The following is a 20,408-nucleotide window of genomic DNA, read 5'->3' on the forward strand; positions in this document are numbered from 1 at the left end:
ATCGTACTCCCCAGATAGTACTTAACGTTGCATTCGATGGTTATGTTAGTTCAGCAGTGAGGCGTCAGCGCCCTCCATTTTCCGAATTTCGACCCAGCACCTTTACGCGTACTGGAAAAAATCAAAGCCGAGCGCAGCTTCAGCCGTCGCCTCGTCACCGACAAACGGGCTATCCGCAGTCAACACATCCTTGAGAACGATGACATTGGTCGCGTTGGCATCACCGGTGAACGACAGGATGATGTCCGTCGTGGTGGACGTGAACGAATATTTCTCGCCCGCATCGACACCGCTGGCGACGATCACATCGCCCGCGCCGAAACCGCTGATCTCGACCGAACTCGCCACGTTGCCGTCATCCGTGAACGTCACATCAGCGCCCGACGCGTCGAAAGCCGTCGGCGTGTTCAGGCTGCTGTCGCTATCGACATCCAGATTGACCGTCACCGATTCGTCGACATCGGTCACACCGACCGTCAGCGCGAGCGAGTCGGTCGCGCCCGCGGAATCGGTGGCAATCACGGTGACGCTGTAGCTGTCCTGCGCTTCGAAATCGGGCGAGTTCACGAAGTGAATCTCACCGGTCGCGCCATCGATCGTGAAGGCCGCGGCATCGTCACCGCCAAGGCTGTACGTGATCGTGTCGCCGGCATCCACGTCGGTAGCGTGAGCGGTGTACACTGCGGTCGCGACATCCGAATTCTCCGCGACGGACACAGTGTGCGTTTCCGCATCGAAGGTCGGCGCATCGTTGACCGGATTGACGGTGATGTTGACCGTCTGCGTCGTGCTCGCCTTGCCGTCGGACGCCGTCACGGTGAAGCTGTCCGCACCGTTGTAATCGGCATTGGGCGTGTAGGTGAACGTACCCGCCGTCTGACCCGCCGCCACGGTGCCGTGCGCGGCGCCCGCGAAGGTGTAGGTCAGCGCATCACCATTGGCGTCGGTCGCGGTCGCGGTAACGGTGATCACCGTATCCTCGTCACCTGCCACCGCCTGCGTCGCACTGGAAAAAGCCGGCGGCGTATTGGTCGGCGTGGGGGTAGGAGTAGGGGTCGGGGTTGGCGTCGGCGTATTACTGTCGTCATCACCACCCGAGAGCGCCGCGACGCCCACGGCGCCCGCGAGCAACAAGCCGCCACCGACATAATAAGGCGTATTGTCGCTGCCGCCATCGCCCGTGTCGGCCGACGCATCGGTCGACCCGCTGTCCTGACCTGCCACGAACATCGCCGGCGCCGCATCCCCAGATGCGACCATCGCCAGCTCGGCAGTAACAACATCGGCATGCGCCGCGTCGGCGAGCACCTTGCCCGCAACAACCGCGGCATCGGCCTGCACCGGCGTCACGACGTGGGCGGCGGAAACCGCGGCCTCAACGGCGTTCGCATCGAGCGCGACCTTAGCCTGGTCAGCATGCGTGACGTTGTTAACGGAGATACGCTTCGTCATGTGGAGCCCCTTCAATTGACGCGTTCTTGAAGCACAGCCTCCCTGCCATACCCCAGATGGCCGCGACCAAAGCGGAATTAGGGCGAGATTGCAATAGCCAAGTGCGGCGGCGCCGCGGATTATTGGCGAAGACACCATCCCGCAGCATCACTGCAACAAAAGCGACGCCACCGGCGATCGACGAAGCACCGGATTTCAGGATATTGGGCGCCTGCGCGCGCGCCACACACCAACCGCTCAACGTTCGCCGAACGACTCGGAGGTCGTCTTGAGGATCGGCTTGGTGAGATAGCGGAACAGCGTGTTCTCGCCGGTCTTGATCTCGGCCACCACGGTCATGCCCGGCTGAATTTCGATCTTTTCACCGGGATGATGCGGACGCATCGTGCTGGTGTCGACCGTCAGATGGACACGGTAGAACACGTTTTCCGCGCCATCGGAGCCGCGTTCTGCCATCGTATCGGGGCTGACGAAGGTCACCGTGCCTTCGCTGGTGCCATAGATCGATGAATCATAGGCGTCGAACTTGACGCTCGCGGTTTGCCCGGTGCGGATGAAGGCGATGTCGCTCGGCGCCACCTTCGCCTCGACGATCAGGTCGTCACCGGTCGGCACGATCTGCATCGCCTCATCGCCCGCCCCCAGCACGCCGCCCACCGTGGTCAGCCGGATATTCTTGACGATGCCGTTCACGGGCGAGACGAGGTTGGTCGCCGACAGCACTTCGCGGCGCTGCGTCAGCTCCTGCTCGGCACCGGTCAAATCCTGCTGCGTCTTGGTGTATTCGGCCTGGAGCTGTTCGAGATATTTGTTGCGCGCACCGATGATCTGGCCCTCGACATCGGCCACGTTGCGCTGCATCCGCAGGACCTCGGACTGGCTGACGTCGCCGCTCTTGACCAGCGGCAGGTTCATGTCGAGTTCCTGCCGCGCGAGCGTCCGCATCTCACCCAGCGTCTTGAGCTGGGCATCGAGCGCCTGCACGCGCTGCTGGTACAGCGACGTCTGGTTGCGCACGATATCGGGATAGGCCCTGACGTCGGCCGGGAACGTCAGCGGCTTGTGGAACAGTTCGGCCTCGATCCGCGTCATCGTGCCCTTCAGGGCCGCAACGCGCGCGCGGGTTTCCTCGACCGCCGATTCAACCTTGACCGAATCGAGCGTCATCAGCAGCTGGCCGCGCGTGACGTGATCGCCCTCGTTGACCGCGATCCGCGAGATGACGCCGCCGTCGCTCGACTGGATCACCTGCACCCGGCCGCTCGGGATCACCTGGCCGCGCGCCCGCGAAATCTGATCGAGCTCGGCCCAGAGCGACCAGATCACGAACAGCACGATCGCCAGAAACGCCACGACGAGGATGACCAGCGCCGGCCGGTTGCGACGGCTGCGCATCACGCTTTTGCCGTCGGCGGGGAGCGATGGCATCACGTTCATGCGACCCCCCGGATCTCGGCTGGCGCATCCGCGCGCTTGATCTGGGCAATCCCCGACGCCTGCAGGCGCTGGAGCACCTCGGCGGTCGGCCCGTCGATCGTCACCCGCCCGTTGGCAAGCACGATGACGCGGTTGACGAGTTTGAGCAGCGACAATTTGTGCGTCACCATCACGAACGTACTGTCGTCGCGCATCTTGGCCTGGATCGCGGCGAGCACGGTTTTCTCGGTGCCGGCATCGAGGTTCGAGGTCGGCTCGTCGAGCAGCCACAATCCCGGATCGCTGAGCAGCAGCCGCGTCAACCCGGTCAGCGTGCGCTGCCCGCCCGAAAGCCCGCGCCCACCCTCGGCGATCGGCAGATCGAGCCCCCAGGGATGGCGCGCGATGAGGTGCGACAAGCCCGTGGTCGCCGCCGCGTCGAGCAGCACCTTGTCGCCCGGATCGGGCAAGCCGAGCAGGATGTTGTCGCGCAGCGATCCGTTGATCAGCCGGAATTCCTGCGGGAGATAGCCGACGTGCTGGCGCAGCAGATCATCCGCAACCTGCGCCATATCGAGCCCGTTGATCGTGACGCTGCCGTGTTGCGGGGCGTAAAGCCCGGCGATGAGGCGCAACAGGGTCGACTTGCCCGAGCCGATCCCCCCGATCACGCCGACGCGCTCGCCGGGGTCGATCCGCAACCGCTCGATATCGAGCCCGTCCTTGGCGCCGGGATAGACGAAGGTCACGCGCTCGAGCCGGATCTGGCCGTCGAGGCTTTCGGGGCGAAGATTGGCGGTCTCCGCGGGGTGATCCTGCGGCAGATCGAGGATCGCATCGAGCTGGATCAGCGACGAGCGCGCATAGCCCCATTGGATGATGAAATTGGGGAGCTGCGCGATCAGCGGCCCGTTGACGCGCCCGGCGATGATCGCACAGGCGACGAGCGCGCCGGTCGTCATCCTGCCGGCCGCAACCTCGACCGCGCCGAACGCGACCAGCACGACATAGGTCATCTGCTGGAGCGTGGTGAACACCGAGCTCGATACCGCCGACCAGCGCTTCACCGGATATTCGTGGGCATGCACTTCCTGGAGCAGCCGGTTCCAGCGACCAAGCATGTACCAGCCGCCGCGATTGGCCTTCACCGTTTCCGCCGAATCGAGCGATTCGACCAGCAGGCCATTCTTGCGGTTGCCGCTGATCTGGGCACGATCGGTGCTGCGCCGGATGCCGCGCGCAAGGATGAACGCGAGCCCGATCGCGATCGGGAAGCTGATCATCGGCACCAGCGCCAGCGGGCCGCCGAGCCAGAAGATCACCAGCACGAACAGCACCGCGAACGGCATATCGGCGATCAGGAACAGCGAGCTTGCCGACATGACGCCGCGCACCTGCTCGAGCCCGCGCAACTGCGAGGCCATCGTCCCCACCCCCATCGACCGGGCATCGAGCCGGACCGACTGCGCGCGGGCAAAGAAGAATTCGGAGGTTTCGGTATCGATCTTCTGCGCCTCGCGCTCGACCAGCAGCGCGCGCGTGATCTTGAGCGCGAGATCGATGAGCAGCGCGACGAACACGCCGATCACGAGCACGATCAGCGTCGAGAAACTCGAGCGCGGGATAACGCGGTCATAGACCTGCATCGAGAAGAGCGAGGTGACGAGCGCGATCGCGTTGGACAGCAGCGTCGCGACCATACCCGCAACGAACAGATCCTTGCGCTGAAGCAACGCGTCGCGAAAAATCGAAATCGCGCTTACCCGACGCCCGCCACGCAGCGGATCGGGAAAGCGGACCTGGAAGAAACTGAGATCGCCGCTGTACGGCAGCACCGCTTCCTGCCCCAGTCCGCGCACGCGGAAGGTGTCGCCGGTTTCCCATTGCTCGGCGATCCACCAACCCGCGGTCGGCGAATGGACAAGCATCGGGAAGGCATGCGCGCGCGGCTTGCCGCGCACCGGCTGGGGCTGATCCCAGCCGAGGCCGGTGCACAGCCGGACGACCGCGTCGCGATCCTCGCCGGTATCGCCGGTCGCGCGGTCGATCCAGTCGGGCGCGAGATCGACCGAATAGATTCGCGCCAGTTCCTTGACGAGTTCGCCGATCCGCTCGCTCATTGCGCCATGCCCCCACTGTCGCCCTGCGGCTGCCAGCGGCAGGTTCGCAGAAGGATCCGTGCTGCCGACGCCATCGCGCTGATTTCAGCATCGGCTTCGGTCAACTCGGCCTGATTGGCTTCACGCACCGCGTTCATCACGTCGAGCCAGGTCCGTCGGCCGGTGATGAACTGGCGCTTGAACGAATCGGTCACTTCAGCCGCCGATCGCGCGGCGGCGAGGCTCGAAGCGATCTGGTCGCGCGCGGCACCGTTTTCGATCAGATCGCCGTTGAGCTGTTCGGTCAGTTCGCGATCCGCCGTGGTAACGTCGATCGCCGCCGAATCCGCGCGCAGACGAGCCGCGTCGGCCGAGGCGAACGCCGATAGCCCGCCCCCCGTCTGTGCCGTCACCGCGAGCCCCGCGCGGGTACCGATGATCTGGTTGTAGCTCATCTGCGCCGAAAGCTGAGGCAAGGCCGATGCCTTGGCAACCTTGGCCTCGGCGCGTGCGGCCTCGGCCTCGGCGAGCAAGCGCTTGCGCCGCGGACTGCACGCAATCGCCTGTTCAAACGCACCGTCCGGACTGGGGTGGTACACCCCGGTTTCATAGACGGGCACATTGCCCGGATCGAAACTGGTGTCGCCGACATATTGGTAGACCCGCATCAGCGCCGACTGACGCTCGGCCCTGGTGGTCGCGAGTTGCTGGCGCACCTGCGCGGCACGCGACCGCGCCAGTTCGAGATCGGAGCGCGGGCTGACTTCCTGCTCGACACGCCGCTGGATCGATTCGACAAGCAGATCCTGTTCCTCGACGCCCTTGGCGAGAATCGCCGAGCGCCGCGCCGAACGCGCGAGATCGAAATAGGCGTCGGTCAGATCGAGCGCGATCTGCATCGCATTTTCATCGACCTTGGCGATGGTCGCCTCGCGGCGCGCCTTGGCGGCGTCAATCCCCGAACTGATCCGGCCCCAGGAGAAAATCGGCTGATCGGCGACTACCGTCGTGCCGAGATCGCCCTTGCCGGTGCCGATCGCGACGCCCTGCAACCCCAGGCTGGGCAAGCCCATGTTCTTCGCCGCGCGCAGATCCGCCCTCGAGGCACGCACGCTGACGCGGCTCGATGCAATCGCGGGATATTCGTCCATCGCCCGCTCCACCGCGGCGAACAAGGCAGGCGTGATCGCCGCCGGTCGTTCGCCGCTGGGGGTGGGCGCGATCGCGATCGACGGGCCATAGACGAGCGGCGCTGTTGCCGGGTCCGGCCCATCCGCCGGGCGCAGGGCGATGTCGGCTGCCGGGGAAGCGGGTGGCGTCTCCTGCATCCCAACGGGCGCGACCAGCGGCAGCGGCGCAAGCAACGCGAACCACGCCGCAGCGGCCGGCAGAGCGGGAGCCGCCATCTATTCGCGGAAGGCCTGCTCGCTCAGCCGGGTGATCGGCGTGAGCAGATATTTGAGCACCGAGCGCTTGTCGCCGAGCAGGTTGACATCGGCGGTCATGCCTGGGCCGATCGGCAACGGACGCCCGCTATGATCGGTGAGCGACTTGGCGTTGCCCCGCACGCGGACGATGTAGAAGCTCTCGCCGCTCTTCTCGTCGACGGTCGCATCGGGCGAGATCGAAACGACCTTGCCGCGCATCGAGCCATAGACCGCCGTGTCATACGCCGAAATGTTGATCCGCGCGTCCTGTTCGGGGCGAATGAAGGCGATGTCCTTGGGCACCACGCGCGCCTCGATCAGCAGATTGTCCTCGCCCGGCACCACTTCGACCAGCGGCTCCCCGGCGCGCACCACGCCGCCCACCGTCGTCACCAGCACGCGATTGACGCGACCGCTGAGCGGCGACAACACCGACGTCCGCGCGACCTTGTCGGCCAGCGCGGTGTTGGCGCTCGACCGCGCGGTCAATTCGGCCTGCGCCGCGGCAAGCTCGGTCGCGGCCTGCGCGCGCCAGTCTTCCTGCACCTGCGCCAACGCCGACCGCGCTTCCGCCACCGCCGCTTTGCTGCGCGCCACGCCCGCTGCCGCCGAGGCGGCGTCAGTCGTCGCCACCGCCGCACTGCTTTCCATCTGAACGAGCATCATCCGCGGCTCGATGCCGTGTTCGACGAGCGGGCGGATCATCTCGAGCTGCGTCCGGGCGCTGTCGCGCGCCGACACACGCGATTGATAGGCGGCCTCGCCCTCGTGCACCGCACGTTCGGTCTGCTGGAGCCGCGCCCGCGCCGCCGACGTCAGACCCGACAATTCACCCATCCGGGCCGCGTGGAGCGATGTCTCGATCCGAAGCTGTTCTTCCTCGGCCGCGTTCTGCGCCGCGGGATAGGCCGGCACCCGCCCGGCGATCTCGGCTTCGAGCCGGGCAATCTTCATGCGCAACGCGTTGACGTTCGCCTGATTGGTGCCGAGGTCGGCGCCGAGCAGCGTCTTGTCCATCCGCACCAGCGGCTGGCCCTGCTTCACCATATCGCCGCTCTTGACCAGGATGTCGCGGATGATGCCGCCTTCGAGGTTCGAGACGACCTGGAGCCGTGCGCTCGGGATAACGCGCCCCTGCGCGTGGACGGTCCGGTCGAGTTCGGTCAGCGCGGCCCAGGCGACGAAGATCACGAAAAACGCAATGATCGCCCACAACAGGATGTTCGATGCCTGACGCGGCTTCATCCGGGTCGCGAAATCTTCGAGATAGGTGTCGGTCATGGATCAGGCGGCCCGCCGGTTGATCTGCTGGAGGACCTTGTCGCGCGGTCCGTCGCCCGCGACCTTGCCCTTGTCGATGATGATGACGCGATCGACCAGTTTGAGCAGCGACGGGCGATGCGTGATGAGCAGCATGGTCTTCCCCTGCAACTCGCCCTGCAACCGATCGATCAGTTGCGATTCGCTCATCTGGTCCATCGCGCTGGTCGGCTCGTCGAACACCAGGATCGGCGGCCCGCCGGCAAGCGCGCGCGCAATCGCGATCGACTGGCGCTGGCCGCCCGACAGGCCGTCGCCGCGATCGGCGAGCTTGAGATCGTAGCCGTTGGCGAGCTGCCCCATGAAGTGGTGCGTGCCCGAAAGATGCGACGCCCGCAGCATCTCGGCATCGTCGATCCCGGGGCGTTCGAGCGCGATATTTTCCCGCACCGACCCCGACAGCAGCACGCTGTCCTGCATCGCGACCCCCATATGCCGGCGCATCGCGGCGGGATCGAACTGGCGGATGTCGGTGCCGTCGATCATCACCAGCCCTTCCTGGGCGGTGTAGAGCCCGAGAATCAGCCGCGCGATCGTCGACTTGCCCGAGCCGACGCGTCCGATGAGCGCAACGCGCTCGCCCGGCGCGATCGAGAAACTGATGCCGTCGAGCGCCTTCTCCGCCGCATCGGGATAACGGAACTCGACATTGCGCAGGTCGATCCGGCCCTCGAACCGTGCGGGCTGGAGCGCTTCGCCCTGCGGCCCTTCGGAGGGCTGCTCCATCATCCCGTTGATCTGGCGATACGCGGTGCGCGCCTGCGTCATCCGCGCCAGCAACTGCGCGATCGACGCGAGCGGTGCCACCGCGCGGCCCGACAGGATCGAACAGGCGACCAGGCCGCCGGTCGTCAGTTCGCGATCGTTGATCAGGAACACCCCGGCGACAATCACCCCGGCGTAGCTGATCGAATTGGCGCTGGTCGATACCGTGATCGCAATCGTCGAGACGAGGCGCTGGCGCAGCGAGCTATCCGAATGCGCGCTGATCGCGCGGCGCCAGCGATTGCCGAGCAAGCCGCCCGCGCCGCTCGTCTTGACCGTCTCGAGCGCGCCGATCGCCTCGACGAGCACGGTCTGCTTGAGCAGCCCCTCGTTCATCGCCCGCGCCGCCAGCCGGTCCATCGCCGGCTGGGTGGCCCAGGCGGTGAGGATCACGATCGGCACCAGCACCAGCGGCACCAGCACCAGCTTGCCGCCGATGGCCGCGATAAAGGCGAGCGTCACGAAAATGAACGGCACGTCGACGATCGCCGACATCGTCGCACTCGCGAAGAAATCGCGCAGCGTCTCGAGTTCACGCATCAACCCGGCGAGCGCGCCCACCGAACCCCGCTTCATATCGAGCCGGATCGCCATCAGCCGCTCGAACACCGATGCGCCGACATCATGGTCGATGTCCGCGCCGGCCATGTCGACGAAATAGGAGCGCAGGATACGCAGCACGAAATCGAACACGATCACGACGACGAAGCCGATCGAGAGCGCCGCCAGCGACGTCATCGCATGATTGGGGATAACGCGATCGTAGACCGTCATCGAAAACAGCGAGGTGACGAGCCCGAAGATATTGATCAGCGCAGCGGCGGCCGCCACCTTGAGGTAGGTGCGCTTGTTGCGCAGCATCGGCGCGGTGAGCCAGCGGGCAAAGCGCGGCTTTCGCTCCTCGGCGATACTGTGGTCGGTCATTGCATCCCCCCAGCCGCCTCGGCGATGTCGAGCGTGTCGAGCAATCCGCCGGTGCGCGCCAATAATACATAGCGTGCCGTATCGAGTTGAGTCACGGCCACGATGTACTGGCCCGCGACCTGAAAATAATTATTCTCGGACTGGAGCACATCGAACAATGTTCCGCGCGAGACACGAAAGCGTTCGGCAAGGACGTCGCGCGAGCGCCGGCTCGAGATATAATTGGCGCGCAGTGCAGCAACTTCCTGCTGGAGCGCATCGACATCGGACCAGGCGATCGCGGCATCGCGCACCGCCTTTTCGCGCGTGCCATCATATTGCGCCTGCGCGACACGCTCGCGCGCCGCGGCCTGATTGGCGCGCTGGACGCCCCCGCCCCCGATCCGCATCGTCAGCGCGATATTGGCGCGGACGTCGTAATCGCGATCGGTCTCGATCAGGCCGTAGCGGCCGGCGTTGATCCCGCCCACAACCTTGGGAAGCTGATCCGCGCGCGCCGCCTTGGCATCGTAGCGCGCGGCTTCGGCAAGCTTCTTCTGCACCAGCACCGCCGGAATTCTGATCGCCTGCGCCTTGGCGGCGTCGAGCGTCAGCGTGGGCGCATCGAGGATCGGTGCGCGGCCCAACGCCTCGGGCGCCGGCTGCCCGGTCAGTTGCTCGAAGCGCGCGCGCGCATTGGCAAGCGAACGGCGATAATGCGCGAGCTGGCTGTTCGCCGAGGCGATATAGCTCTCGACCTGCGCGACATCGCCCGGCGCCGAGGCTCCCTGCGCGACGCGCTCGTCGATCTGTTCGCGCAGCACGCCCTGCGCGTCGACGAAGCCTTCGCCAAGCTGCACCAACGCGCCATAGCCGAACACGTCGTACCACGCGCTGATCGCCTCGATCGCGACCTGCGACGCCGAATCGTCGATATTCTCGGTGGCGGCATCGAGCCGGCGATGCGCCGCCTTGATCCGGTTTTCGACCGCGCCGAAATCCCACAACGATTGCTGGACGTTGAGCTGCAAATCGGTGCGATGGTCGGGCCGCGAGCGTTCGATCACATTGCCCGGATCGTTCGAGAAGTCGCGCGAGAGCGTCTGAAAATTGGTGAGGGCGAGGTCGGCCACCGGAAACCGGTTCCAGCTTGCTTCGGCCCGCGCGGCGCGCGCCTGATACCGCTGGGCGAGCGCGGAATCGAGCTCGGGATTACGCCGCACGGCATCGGCGATTGCTGCGCGGAAAAAATCGGGCGCGACCGACGATTGCGCGAGCCGCAGGATCGGATCCTCGTCGGGATCGATCGCCATCGGCTGCTGGGTCGGCGCGGGCAATGCCTGCGGGAAGGGTATGGGGGTCTGCTGCGGCACCGTCTGGATGATCGGTGGTACACCTGGCACAACTCCGTCCGGGCCGACCTGTGTCGCCTGCCCGGCTATCTCACCATCAGAGAAAGTGGTGGGTGCGGTAATCGCAACGGTGCTGACACTCAACACCAGCGCGCCTGCCCCCAGCCGGCAAATCGTGCCCACACGCAAACTCAGGATACCCCAGAAACCCGAGCACCCGCCTCTACAGGCTCGTCGCATCAACGCAACGTGAATCTTCCATTAAGGCGGCGCAAAGCGATTGGGGATACAGGCGAAATGCCAGCAGCCGCGCGCCCGCCGTCGCGAGACCATTATCCCGAACGACGCCGAACTCCGCGGGTTCCTCTGCAAACCTCGACCGGGATTGCCAATGCCGATGGTGCACCGGCAAGCGTGGCGCTTCGTCGCAAAGCACGGTAAGCGAGGCGCCATGGCCGACGGCAAGATGCACCGCTTCCACGCGATCCACGCGCACGAAATGCTCCGAGTCGGCGCATGCTCGCCGCTCGCGACCGCCGGCGATCCGGCCGCCAACGCCGAGGCCACGATCGCGCTCGCGCTCGCGGGGCATGACGCGGGTGCGGACCTGCTGGTCTTTCCCGAACTCAACCTTACCTCCTACGCGATCGACGATCTGCACCTTCAGGCCGGGCTGCAACGCGCGACGCGCGACGCGCTCGCGACGATCGTCGCGGCGAGCCGCGAACTGAAGCCGGTGCTGCTCGTCGGTGCCGCGCTGGAACGCAACGGCCGGCTGTACAATTGCGCGGTCGCGGTCGCGCGCGGACGCGTGCTCGGGGTCGTCCCCAAGAGTTTCCTGCCCAATTACCGCGAATATTATGAGAAGCGCTGGTTCGCGCCGGGCGCGGGGCTGACGGGCCTCACGATCGAGATCGGCGGCGAGCCGATCCCGTTCGGCACCGACCTGATCTTCGCGGCCCGCGACCTGCCCCATTTCGTCTTCCATGCCGAAATCTGCGAAGATTATTGGGCTGCAATCCCGCCTTCGACCTATGGCGCGCTCGCGGGTGCCTATGTCTGCTGCAACCTGTCGGCGTCGAACATCGTCATCGGCAAGGCACGCGAACGCGAACTGCTCGCCGCCGCGCAATCGGTGCGCAGCGTGAGCGCCTATGTCTATTCGGCGGCCGGGCCGGGCGAGAGCACCACCGATCTCGCGTGGGACGGTCAGGGGCAGATCCACGAACTCGGCGAGCTGATCGCCGAATCGCAGCGCTTCGATCGCACGCCAGAACTGCTCGTCGCCGATGTCGATATCGGCCGTATCCGGCTCGAACGCGAACGGATGGGTACGTTCAACGATGCCGCCGCCGCCGCCGGCCATCCCGAAACGCGCTTCCGCCGGATCGGCTTCGACCACCAGCCCGATTATGCCGACGTGGGACTCCGCCGGACGATCCGCCGTTTCCCGTTCGTACCCGACACGCCCTCGCAGCTCGATGCCGATTGCTACGAGGCGTTCAACATCCAGGTCGAGGGGCTGCTCCAGCGCGTCACCGCGACGGGCACCCGAAAGCTGGTGATCGGGATTTCGGGCGGGCTCGATTCGAGCCATGCGCTGCTCGTCGCGGCCAAGGCCATGGATCGGCTCGGTCGCCCGCGTACCGACATCCTCGGTTACACCATGCCCGGCTTCGCGACCGGCGCGGCGAGCAAGGATCAGGCGTGGCGGCTGATGCGCGCGCTGGGCATCGCGGGCGAGGAAATCGATATCCAGCCCGCCGCCCGCCAGATGCTCGCCGATATGGGCCACCCCTTCGCACGCGGCGAACAGGCGTACGACACGACCTTCGAGAATGTGCAGGCGGGGCTGCGCACCGATTATCTGTTCCGGCTCGCCAACCAGCACCACGGGCTGGTGGTCGGCACCGGCGACCTGTCCGAACTCGCGCTCGGCTGGTGCACCTACGGCGTCGGTGACCAGATGAGCCATTACGGCGTCAACGGCGGCGTCCCCAAGACGCTGATCCAGTTCCTGATCCGCTGGGCGATCAAGACCGACCAATATGACGCCGAAACCGACGCGGTGCTGGCCGATATTCTCGCCGCCGAGATTAGCCCCGAACTGGTGCCCGCGGGCGCCGACGGCGCGGTACAATCGACCGAGAGCCTGATCGGACCCTACGCGCTGCACGATTTTTTCCTGCATTACATCGTCCGTCACGGGCTCGCGCCGTCGACGGTCGCGTTCCTCGCCTGGCACGCGTGGCGCGATATCGAGGCCGGGCGCTGGCCGATCGATTTCCCGCAGGCGGGCCGCCGCGCCTATGATCTCGATACGATCCGCGGCTGGCTCGAGGTTTTCCTCAAGCGCTTCTTCGGCTTCAGCCAGTTCAAGCGCTCGGCCATGCCCAACGGCCCCAAGGTCTCGGCAGGCGGCGCGCTGTCACCGCGCGGCGACTGGCGCGCGCCATCGGACGGGGTCGCGACGCCGTGGCTCGCCGAACTCGATCGGAATCTGCCGCCGCGCGCATCGTGATCGCGGCCACGCAGCATTCTTGACGCGTCCGGCAATTCGCGCGCAACATCGCCGCCGATTTCAAAGGGGTTCGCATGATGTTGGCACGTTCCACGCTGTTCGCCGCGCTCGCGCTCGCGTCGTCCACCGCGCTCGCCCCCGCCGCGTTCGCGCAGGACAATTGGACCGTGCAGGAGCGCTGGGTGCGCGCACACGAGGCGTTCCTTGCCAGCGAGACGCTTCAGGGCCGCGGCAGCGCGACGCGCGACGAGGCGATCGCCGCTGCCTATGTCGCCTCGCAATTCGAAGGCTATGGGCTCAGCCACGCGCCGGGGATGGACAGCTATTTCCAGAAGGCGACGATCGTCCGGCCCCACGCAACCGGCCCGGCGCAATTGTCGATCAACGGCAAGGCGATCGCGACGGCGCCGACGGTGCTCAGTGCACCGGGCACCCATGTCGCGGGCAAGATGGCGGTCGCCAAATCGGCCGATCCCACCGCGCTTCCCCAGGCCGATGTCGTGCTGGTCGGCGCCGCCGATGCCGAACCGATGGCGCTCTACCGCGCGGCGATGCAAAACAAGGTCAAGCTGCTGATCTTGCGCGAGAGCGAGGCGAGCCGCGACCTCTATTCCAAAATGGGTGGCGCACCGCGCCTGCCCGCCTATCTCGAAGGCGAGGCGCCGCGCGCCCGTACCGCGATCGCGACCCTGCCCGGCACCGCCTTCGATGCGCTCGCGAAGCAGCGCAGCGCAACCGTCGAGCTCAGCCTGCCCTCGAAAGAGGACAAGGCCATCACCACCAACGCGATCGGCTATCTCGTGGGCAGCGATCCCGGCGCGGGCACTTTGCTGTTCACCGCGCATCTCGATCATCTCGGCGTCCAGCCCGACGGCACGGTGATGTACGGCGCCAATGACGACGCGTCGGGCACCACCGCGGTGCTCGAAATCGCGCGCGCGCTCGCGTCGGGCAAACAGCCGAAGCGCAGCATCCTGTTCGTGTGCTACGGCAGCGAAGAGATCGGGCTCTACGGCTCCAAATATTTCGCCGAGCACCCGCCGGTCCCGCTCGATCAGATCATCGCCAATATCGAATTCGAGATGATCGGCGCGCAGGACCCCAAGCTGCCCAAGGACACGCTGATGATGACGGGCTATGAACGCTCGAACCTCGGCGAGACGATCAAGGCGCATGGTGGGCTGGTGGCGGCCGATCCCTATCCCGAGCAGAACTTCTTCCAGCGCTCGGACAATTACTCGCTCGCGCTCAAGGGCATCGTTGCCCACACTTTCTCGGGCTGGGCGGTGACGCCGACCTATCACGATAGGAGCGATACGTTCGAGAATATCGACTTCGATTTCATGACCAAGGCGATCCAGTCCTTGATCGAACCGATGCGCTGGCTCGCCGACGGCGATTTCAAGCCCGAATGGAAGCCCGGCGGGCAGCCGAAAGCGGGGGAATAATCCCTACCCCCTCATCGTCATGCCTGCCGGAGCTGTTCCGGGGGTGACGGCGCCCTCAGGGCACCTGCTGCTTCTCCAGCTTGCGCGCGAGCGTGCGGCGGTGCATCCCCAGCCGCCGCGCGGTCTCCGAGATGTTGAAATCGGTCTCGACCAGCACCTCGTGAATCCGCTCCCATTCGAGCGTCTTGATCGAGGTGGTACGCGACGCGAGCGGTGCGCCGGCATCACCCTCCGCCTTGGCGAACGCCTGTTCGATATCGTCGGTGTTCGACGGCTTGACCAGATAATGCGAGGCGCCCAGCTTGATCGCCTCAACCGCGGTGGCAATGCTCGCATAGCCCGTCAGCACCACGATCCGCATCGCCCGCGAATGCGCGTGCAACCGCTCGACGCACGGCAGCCCCGAACGCGTGCCGAGCTTGAGATCGACCACCGCATAGCCCGGCGTCGCGCGCGCGAGGATCGCCTCCATCGCCTGCGCATCGGCGGCATGATCGACGCGATAGCCGCGCCGCTGGAACGACCGCGTCAGCGCGCGGGCGAAATCCATATCGTCCTCGACGATCAGCAGATGGCGTTCATCGGACATCCTCGGCCTCCTTGGCGAGTTCGATCGCGGCAATCGGCAGATCGAGCCTGACCACCGCGCCGCCGCGTGCGCGATTATGCGCACTCACCCGGCCACCAAGCTTACGCATCACGTTGGTGACAAGAAACAGCCCCAGCCCGCCGCCGGGGCGCCCCTTGGTCGAATGGTACGGCCGCCCGATATTGGCAAGCATCTCGGGCGTAAAGCCCGGTCCTTCGTCGAGTATCTCGAACGCGAGCCGGCTGTCGTCGCGCTCGACCGCGAGCACGATCGCCTTGCGCGACGCATCGCGCGCATTGTCGAGCACGTTCCAGATCACCTGTTTGAGCGCGGCATCGGACACGATCCGCAGATCGGCCTGCACAACCGCCTGATCGCGCAGCAGCAGCGGGCGCCCCACATTCTGCGCGCGCCATTCGTCGGCCAGCTCGCCAACGAACGCCGACAGCGTCGTCACCTTGGGGTTTTCGCCACGCGCCTCGCCCGCCGAAGTCAGGATGCCAGTCAGGATCGTCTTGCAGCGCGCGAGCGCACCCTGCATCTCGCGCAGATCCTCCGCGCGCTCGGCGTCGGCGAAATCGGCCATCTTCGCCCAATCGTTGAGCACCACCGACACCAGGGCGAGCGGCGTGCCGAGTTCATGTGCCGCCCCCGACGCGAGCAGCCCCATCCGCACGATATGATCCTCCTCCGCCGCCTGCTGGCGCATTGCCGCGAGCCGCGCATCGCGCGCGCGCAGATTGGCGTTGATCCGCGTCACGAAGAACACCAGCAGCACCGCGACCAGCACGAAACTGACGAGCGCACCGAGAATGTAGAGATCGATCCGCCCGATGCGAAAATATTCGGGCACGACCAGCGGGTGATAGGTCACCACCAGCAACACGAAACACCCGGCCGTCGCCGCCACCAGCACCCAGGCCGAGCGCGTATCGAGCAGGATCGCGCCCAGCACGACCTGGAGCAGGAACAGCGAGACGAAGGGATTGGTCGCGCCCCCGCTCAGATAGAGCAGCCCGGTCAGCGCGGCCATGTCGAGCAGCAGCCCGCCCAGCACCTCGGCATTGCGGATCGCCCCGGCACGCGCAAGCCGCGCGGTGCTGACGAGGTTGAGCGCCACCAACCCGCCAATGATCGCCACCATCGGCACCACCGGCACCACGACCTTCATGCCCAGCGTCACGATCAGGATCGTCGCGAGCTGGCCCGATACGGCGATCCAGCGCAGCATGATGAGCTGGCGGAAATTCTCGCGCCCTGCCCGATGCGGGGGACGCCCCACCGGGCCGGTCGCGCTCGTCACTGTCATCACCGTCCCCGCCGCAATCGCCATTCGGATCGGAACAGGATGAACGCTCCACCCACACTCAGCAAGCCAAGCGCGAACCAGGTGAGCGCATAGATCAGGTGCGCGTTGCGGAAATGGACGACGGTCAGCCCGCCAACGGGAACCGCCGTCGGATCGGCCGCGCGATCGACATCGATGAAATAGGGCGCGACCGTACCCAATCGCTGCGCCTGCGCGATCGCGGCCACGTCACGCGAATACCAGCGATCGCCGGCGGGATCGTTGCGGCGCAGGAACGCACCGCCCGGTTCGGACATGCGCAGCAGACCGGTGACGCGGTGGATGCCCGCAGGCGGCGCGAGCAGCGTGGGGTTCTCCGCCTGCGCCTGGCTGACGAAACCGCGATTGACGAGCAGTGTAAAACCCCGCGTCGCGAACGGGCTCAGCACCCAGAAGCCCGGCCCGCGTTCGGTGTTCGCGAGCACCAACGTGGCGCCGGGGCGATACTGCCCTTCAACCGCGACATGGCGATACGCCGCGCTTTGATCGGTAACCGATCCCCATTGCGCGGGCCCCGGCGCGGCCACCGGCGGCGCGTGAACGCGCGCCTCGACCCGCGCGATCAGATCGAGCTTCCAGTGCAAACGCTCGACCTGCCATATGCCAAGCGCAACGAACCCGGCGATCAGCGTAGCGAAACCCGCCGCCAGCAACGCCAGCACGACCGGCGATCGCGGGCCGCGCGCGGCGCGGTCGCGCGGGGGAGACGGCGGCGCCCGATCGGGGCGGCCGCCCCTGCTCACGGCAAGGCGCTCGCGGCTTCGGCGGTCATCGGCATCATGTTGATGTTCAGATGATGCATCACCCAGATCGACCCCGCCAGCGCGATGACAACGAGCACGATCGTGAAGATCAGCGCCAGCATCGTCCAGCCGCCTTCCGATCTGGTGTTCATGTGGAGGAAGTAGACCATGTGGACGATGATCTGGACGAAGGCGAAGGCAAGGATGACCAGCGCCGCGACGGCGCGATCGGCAATCGCCCCCGTCATCACGATCCAGAACGGGATCGCCGTCAGCACCACCGACAGGCCGAAACCGGTCAGGTAACTGCGCAAACTGCCCTGCGCGGCGCCGCCATGTTCGTCATAGGCCGCCTTGCGGGCGGGGGCGGTGTCGGTGCGCATCACAGCACTCCCATCAGATAAACGAAGGTGAAGACGCCGATCCAGACCACATCGAGGAAATGCCAGAACATCGACAGGCACAAGACGCGGCGCCGGTTGGCAGGCATCAGCCCGTGGCGCGCGATCTGGATCATCAATGTCACCATCCAGATGATCCCGAAGGTGACGTGCAGCCCGTGGGTGCCGACCAGCGTGAAGAATGCCGACAGGAAGCCGCTGGTCGACGGCCCCGCGCCGATCGAGATCAGATGCGCGAATTCGTAAAGTTCGATCCCCAGAAACGCGAGCCCGAACAGCCCCGTCACCGCGAGCCAGCCCTGCGTCGCACCCTGCCGCCCCTTCTCCATCGCGAGCACCGCGAAGCCATAGGTAATCGACGAGAACAACAGCATCGCGGTGTTGAGCGCGATCAGTGGCAACTCGAACAATTCGCGCGGCCCCGGCCCACCGGCAAAACTGGTGCCGAGCACAGCATAGGTCGCGAACAGGACGGCAAAGATGAAGCAATCGCTCATCAGATACAGCCAGAAGCCGAGCAGCGTGCTGCCGCCTTCGGCACTATGTTCCTCGTCGCGAACGTAGAATTCGGGAACGTCCGCGCTCGGTGCAGAGATCGCCTGGGTGGTCATACGGATCAGCCTTGCGTCGCGAGTTGCGCGGTGCGTGCGGCTTCGATGCGCACCACCTCGTCTTCGGGAATGTGGAAATCGCGGGCGTAATTGAACGTGTGTACGATCGCCGTGCCGATCAGCCCTGCGAAACTCACCGCCGCGAGCCACCAGATGTGCCACACCAGCGCGAACCCGATGACGAGGCTGAGCATCGCGAGCACGAATCCGGCCGCCGTATTCCTGGGCATGTGGATCGCGCGGAAGCCCTCGGTCGGCCGCTGGTAGCCGCGATTCTTCATATCCCACCACGCATCATGATCGTAGACCACCGGCGTGAACGCGAAATTGTAATCGGGCGGCGGCGACGAGGTCGACCATTCGAGCGTCCGGCCGCCCCAGGGATCACCGGTCGGATCGCGTAGTTTGTCGCGGTTCCTGATGCTGACCGCGAACTGGATCAACATGCAGGCGATGCCGCCCGCGATCAGCACCGCGCCCACCGCGGCGATCTCGAACCAAATTTGCAGCCCTGCATCCTGAAAATGGCGCAGGCGACGCGTGATGCCCATCAGGCCGAGCACGTAGAGCGGCATGAAGGCGAGGTAGAAACCCGACACCCACAACCAGAACGAGCGCTTGCCCCATTTGGTATCGAGCTTGAAACCGGTCGCCTTGGGCCACCAATAATTGATCGCCGCGAACAGCCCGAACAGCACGCCGCCGATGATAACGTTGTGGAAATGCGCGATCAGGAACAGCGAATTGTGGAGCACGAAATCGGCCGGTGGCACCGCGAGCATCACCCCCGTCATTCCGCCGATCACGAAGGTCAGCATGAAGGCGATCGTCCACATCATCGGCAGTTCGAACCGGATCCGGCCACGATACATCGTGAACAGCCAGTTGAAGATCTTGGCGCCGGTCGGGATCGAGATGATCATCGTCGTGATCCCGAAGAACGAGTTCACGCTCGCGCCCGAGCCCATCGTGAAGAAGTGGTGGAGCCAGACGAGGTACGACAGGATCGTGATGACGATCGTGGCGTAGACCATCGACGAATAGCCGAACAGCCGCTTGCCCGTGAAGGTCGGCACAACCTCCGAATAGACGCCGAACAGCGGCAGGACGAGGATGTACACCTCCGGATGGCCCCAGATCCAGATCAGGTTCACGTACATCATGGGGTTGCCGCCCAGGGTGTTGGTGAAGAAGTGGAAATCGAGATAGCGATCGAGGCTCAAGAGCACGAGCGTCGCGGTCAGCACCGGGAAGACGGCGACGATCAGAACGTTGGTGCACAGCGCGGTCCAGGTGAAGACGGGCATCTTCATCAGCGCCATGCCCGGCGCGCGCATCTTGACGATCGTGGCGAGCAGATTGATCCCCGACAGCAAGGTGCCGACGCCGGCTATCTGGAGCCCCCAGATGTAATAATCGACACCGACATCGGGCGAGAATTCGAGCCCCGACAGCGGCGGATAGGCCAACCAGCCGGTGCGCGCATATTCGCCGACGAACAGCGAGATCATCGTCAGCACCGCGCCCGATGCGGTCATCCAGAAGCTGAAATTGTTGAGGAACGGAAACGCGACATCGCGCGCGCCGATCTGCAGGGGGACGATATAGTTCATCAACCCCGTGATGAGCGGCATCGCGACGAAGAAGATCATGATCACGCCGTGCGCGGTGAAGATCTGGTCATAATGTTCGGCGGGCAGATAGCCCTGGTTGCTGCCGAACGCGATCGCCTGTTGCGCGCGCATCATCAGCGCGTCGGAAAAACCGCGCAGCAGCATGATGATGCCCAGCACCATGTACATGATGCCGATCTTCTTGTGATCGATCGTGGTGATCCAGTCGCGCCACAGCATCCCCCACCAGCGCATCCAGGTGATGACGCCCACCACAGCCAACCCGCCGAGCACGACGCCGATGAAGGTGACGACGAGGATCGGCTCGTGAAACGGCAGCGCGTCAAGCGTGAGACGACCGAAAATCGGGCTGTCGACGGGGGGAAGCTGAATCATGGCA

At 65.5% G+C, this 20,408-nt stretch carries 15 protein-coding genes; 2 read left to right on the forward strand and 13 right to left on the reverse strand.

Annotated elements, in window-relative coordinates; genetic code table 11:
• Window positions 1-102 precede the first annotated feature (102 nt).
• The 7 genes from NFE57_RS13655 to NFE57_RS13685 form a co-directional block, all read right to left on the reverse strand.
• Window positions 103-1,452, reverse strand: coding sequence for an Ig-like domain-containing protein (locus tag NFE57_RS13655; protein WP_252136148.1), 1,350 nt, complete (start codon window positions 1,450-1,452; stop codon window positions 103-105).
• Window positions 1,453-1,689: 237 nt separating this feature from the next.
• A complete protein-coding gene (locus NFE57_RS13660) occupies window positions 1,690-2,889 on the reverse strand; it encodes an HlyD family type I secretion periplasmic adaptor subunit (RefSeq protein WP_252136149.1) in 1,200 nt (399 codons plus the stop codon).
• Window positions 2,886-4,988, reverse strand: coding sequence for an ATP-binding cassette domain-containing protein (locus NFE57_RS13665; protein WP_252136150.1), 2,103 nt, complete (start codon window positions 4,986-4,988; stop codon window positions 2,886-2,888). The genes NFE57_RS13660 and NFE57_RS13665 overlap by 4 nt, the downstream gene beginning before the upstream one ends.
• Window positions 4,985-6,373, reverse strand: a complete 1,389-nt coding sequence (locus NFE57_RS13670) for a TolC family protein (protein WP_252136151.1) — start codon at window positions 6,371-6,373, stop codon at window positions 4,985-4,987. The genes NFE57_RS13665 and NFE57_RS13670 overlap by 4 nt, the downstream gene beginning before the upstream one ends.
• Entirely contained in the window at window positions 6,374-7,675 is a 1,302-nt protein-coding gene (locus NFE57_RS13675) for an HlyD family type I secretion periplasmic adaptor subunit (RefSeq protein ID WP_252136152.1), read from the reverse strand.
• A 3-nt stretch (window positions 7,676-7,678) separates the two neighbouring features.
• Window positions 7,679-9,403, reverse strand: a complete 1,725-nt coding sequence (locus NFE57_RS13680; protein WP_252136153.1) for a type I secretion system permease/ATPase — start codon at window positions 9,401-9,403, stop codon at window positions 7,679-7,681.
• Window positions 9,400-10,785: a TolC family protein gene (locus NFE57_RS13685; RefSeq protein WP_252136154.1), complete on the reverse strand. Its 1,386-nt coding sequence runs from the start codon at window positions 10,783-10,785 to the stop codon at window positions 9,400-9,402. Before NFE57_RS13685 ends, NFE57_RS13680 begins: the two co-directional genes overlap by 4 nt.
• Window positions 10,786-11,185: 400 nt before the next feature.
• On the opposite strand from NFE57_RS13685, the gene NFE57_RS13690 reads away from it, so the two are divergent.
• Window positions 11,186-13,255: an NAD(+) synthase gene (locus tag NFE57_RS13690; RefSeq protein WP_252136155.1), complete on the forward strand. Its 2,070-nt coding sequence runs from the start codon at window positions 11,186-11,188 to the stop codon at window positions 13,253-13,255.
• Between the two features lie 74 nt (window positions 13,256-13,329).
• Window positions 13,330-14,703, forward strand: a complete 1,374-nt coding sequence (locus tag NFE57_RS13695) for a M28 family metallopeptidase (protein ID WP_252136156.1) — start codon at window positions 13,330-13,332, stop codon at window positions 14,701-14,703.
• A 55-nt stretch (window positions 14,704-14,758) separates the two neighbouring features.
• Here the strand turns inward: NFE57_RS13695 and NFE57_RS13700 are convergent, their stop codons facing one another.
• Genes NFE57_RS13700 through cyoB form a run of 6 tightly spaced genes read right to left on the reverse strand, consistent with a single transcriptional unit; the run spans window position 14,759 to window position 20,404 of the window.
• Window positions 14,759-15,292 carry a response regulator transcription factor gene (locus NFE57_RS13700; protein WP_252136157.1) on the reverse strand — a complete coding sequence of 178 codons (534 nt, stop codon included), beginning with the start codon at window positions 15,290-15,292 and terminating at the stop codon, window positions 14,759-14,761.
• Window positions 15,282-16,601, reverse strand: a complete 1,320-nt coding sequence (locus tag NFE57_RS13705) for an ATP-binding protein (protein WP_252136158.1) — start codon at window positions 16,599-16,601, stop codon at window positions 15,282-15,284. The genes NFE57_RS13700 and NFE57_RS13705 overlap by 11 nt, the downstream gene beginning before the upstream one ends.
• Window positions 16,601-17,383, reverse strand: coding sequence for an SURF1 family protein (locus NFE57_RS13710; RefSeq protein WP_382280701.1), 783 nt, complete (start codon window positions 17,381-17,383; stop codon window positions 16,601-16,603). The genes NFE57_RS13705 and NFE57_RS13710 overlap by 1 nt, the downstream gene beginning before the upstream one ends.
• Window positions 17,380-17,766: a cytochrome o ubiquinol oxidase subunit IV gene (gene cyoD, locus NFE57_RS13715; protein ID WP_252136159.1), complete on the reverse strand. Its 387-nt coding sequence runs from the start codon at window positions 17,764-17,766 to the stop codon at window positions 17,380-17,382. The genes NFE57_RS13710 and cyoD overlap by 4 nt, the downstream gene beginning before the upstream one ends.
• Window positions 17,766-18,395 (reverse strand): cytochrome o ubiquinol oxidase subunit III, encoded by a 630-nt coding sequence (cyoC, locus tag NFE57_RS13720; RefSeq protein ID WP_252136160.1) that lies wholly within the window; start codon window positions 18,393-18,395, stop codon window positions 17,766-17,768. The genes cyoD and cyoC overlap by 1 nt, the downstream gene beginning before the upstream one ends.
• Window positions 18,396-18,400: 5 nt before the next feature.
• Window positions 18,401-20,404: a cytochrome o ubiquinol oxidase subunit I gene (gene cyoB / locus NFE57_RS13725; protein ID WP_252136161.1), complete on the reverse strand. Its 2,004-nt coding sequence runs from the start codon at window positions 20,402-20,404 to the stop codon at window positions 18,401-18,403.
• Window positions 20,405-20,408 lie beyond the last annotated feature (4 nt).

This window comes from Hephaestia sp. MAHUQ-44, from assembly GCF_023806085.1.
GTDB lineage: Bacteria > Pseudomonadota > Alphaproteobacteria > Sphingomonadales > Sphingomonadaceae > Sphingomonas.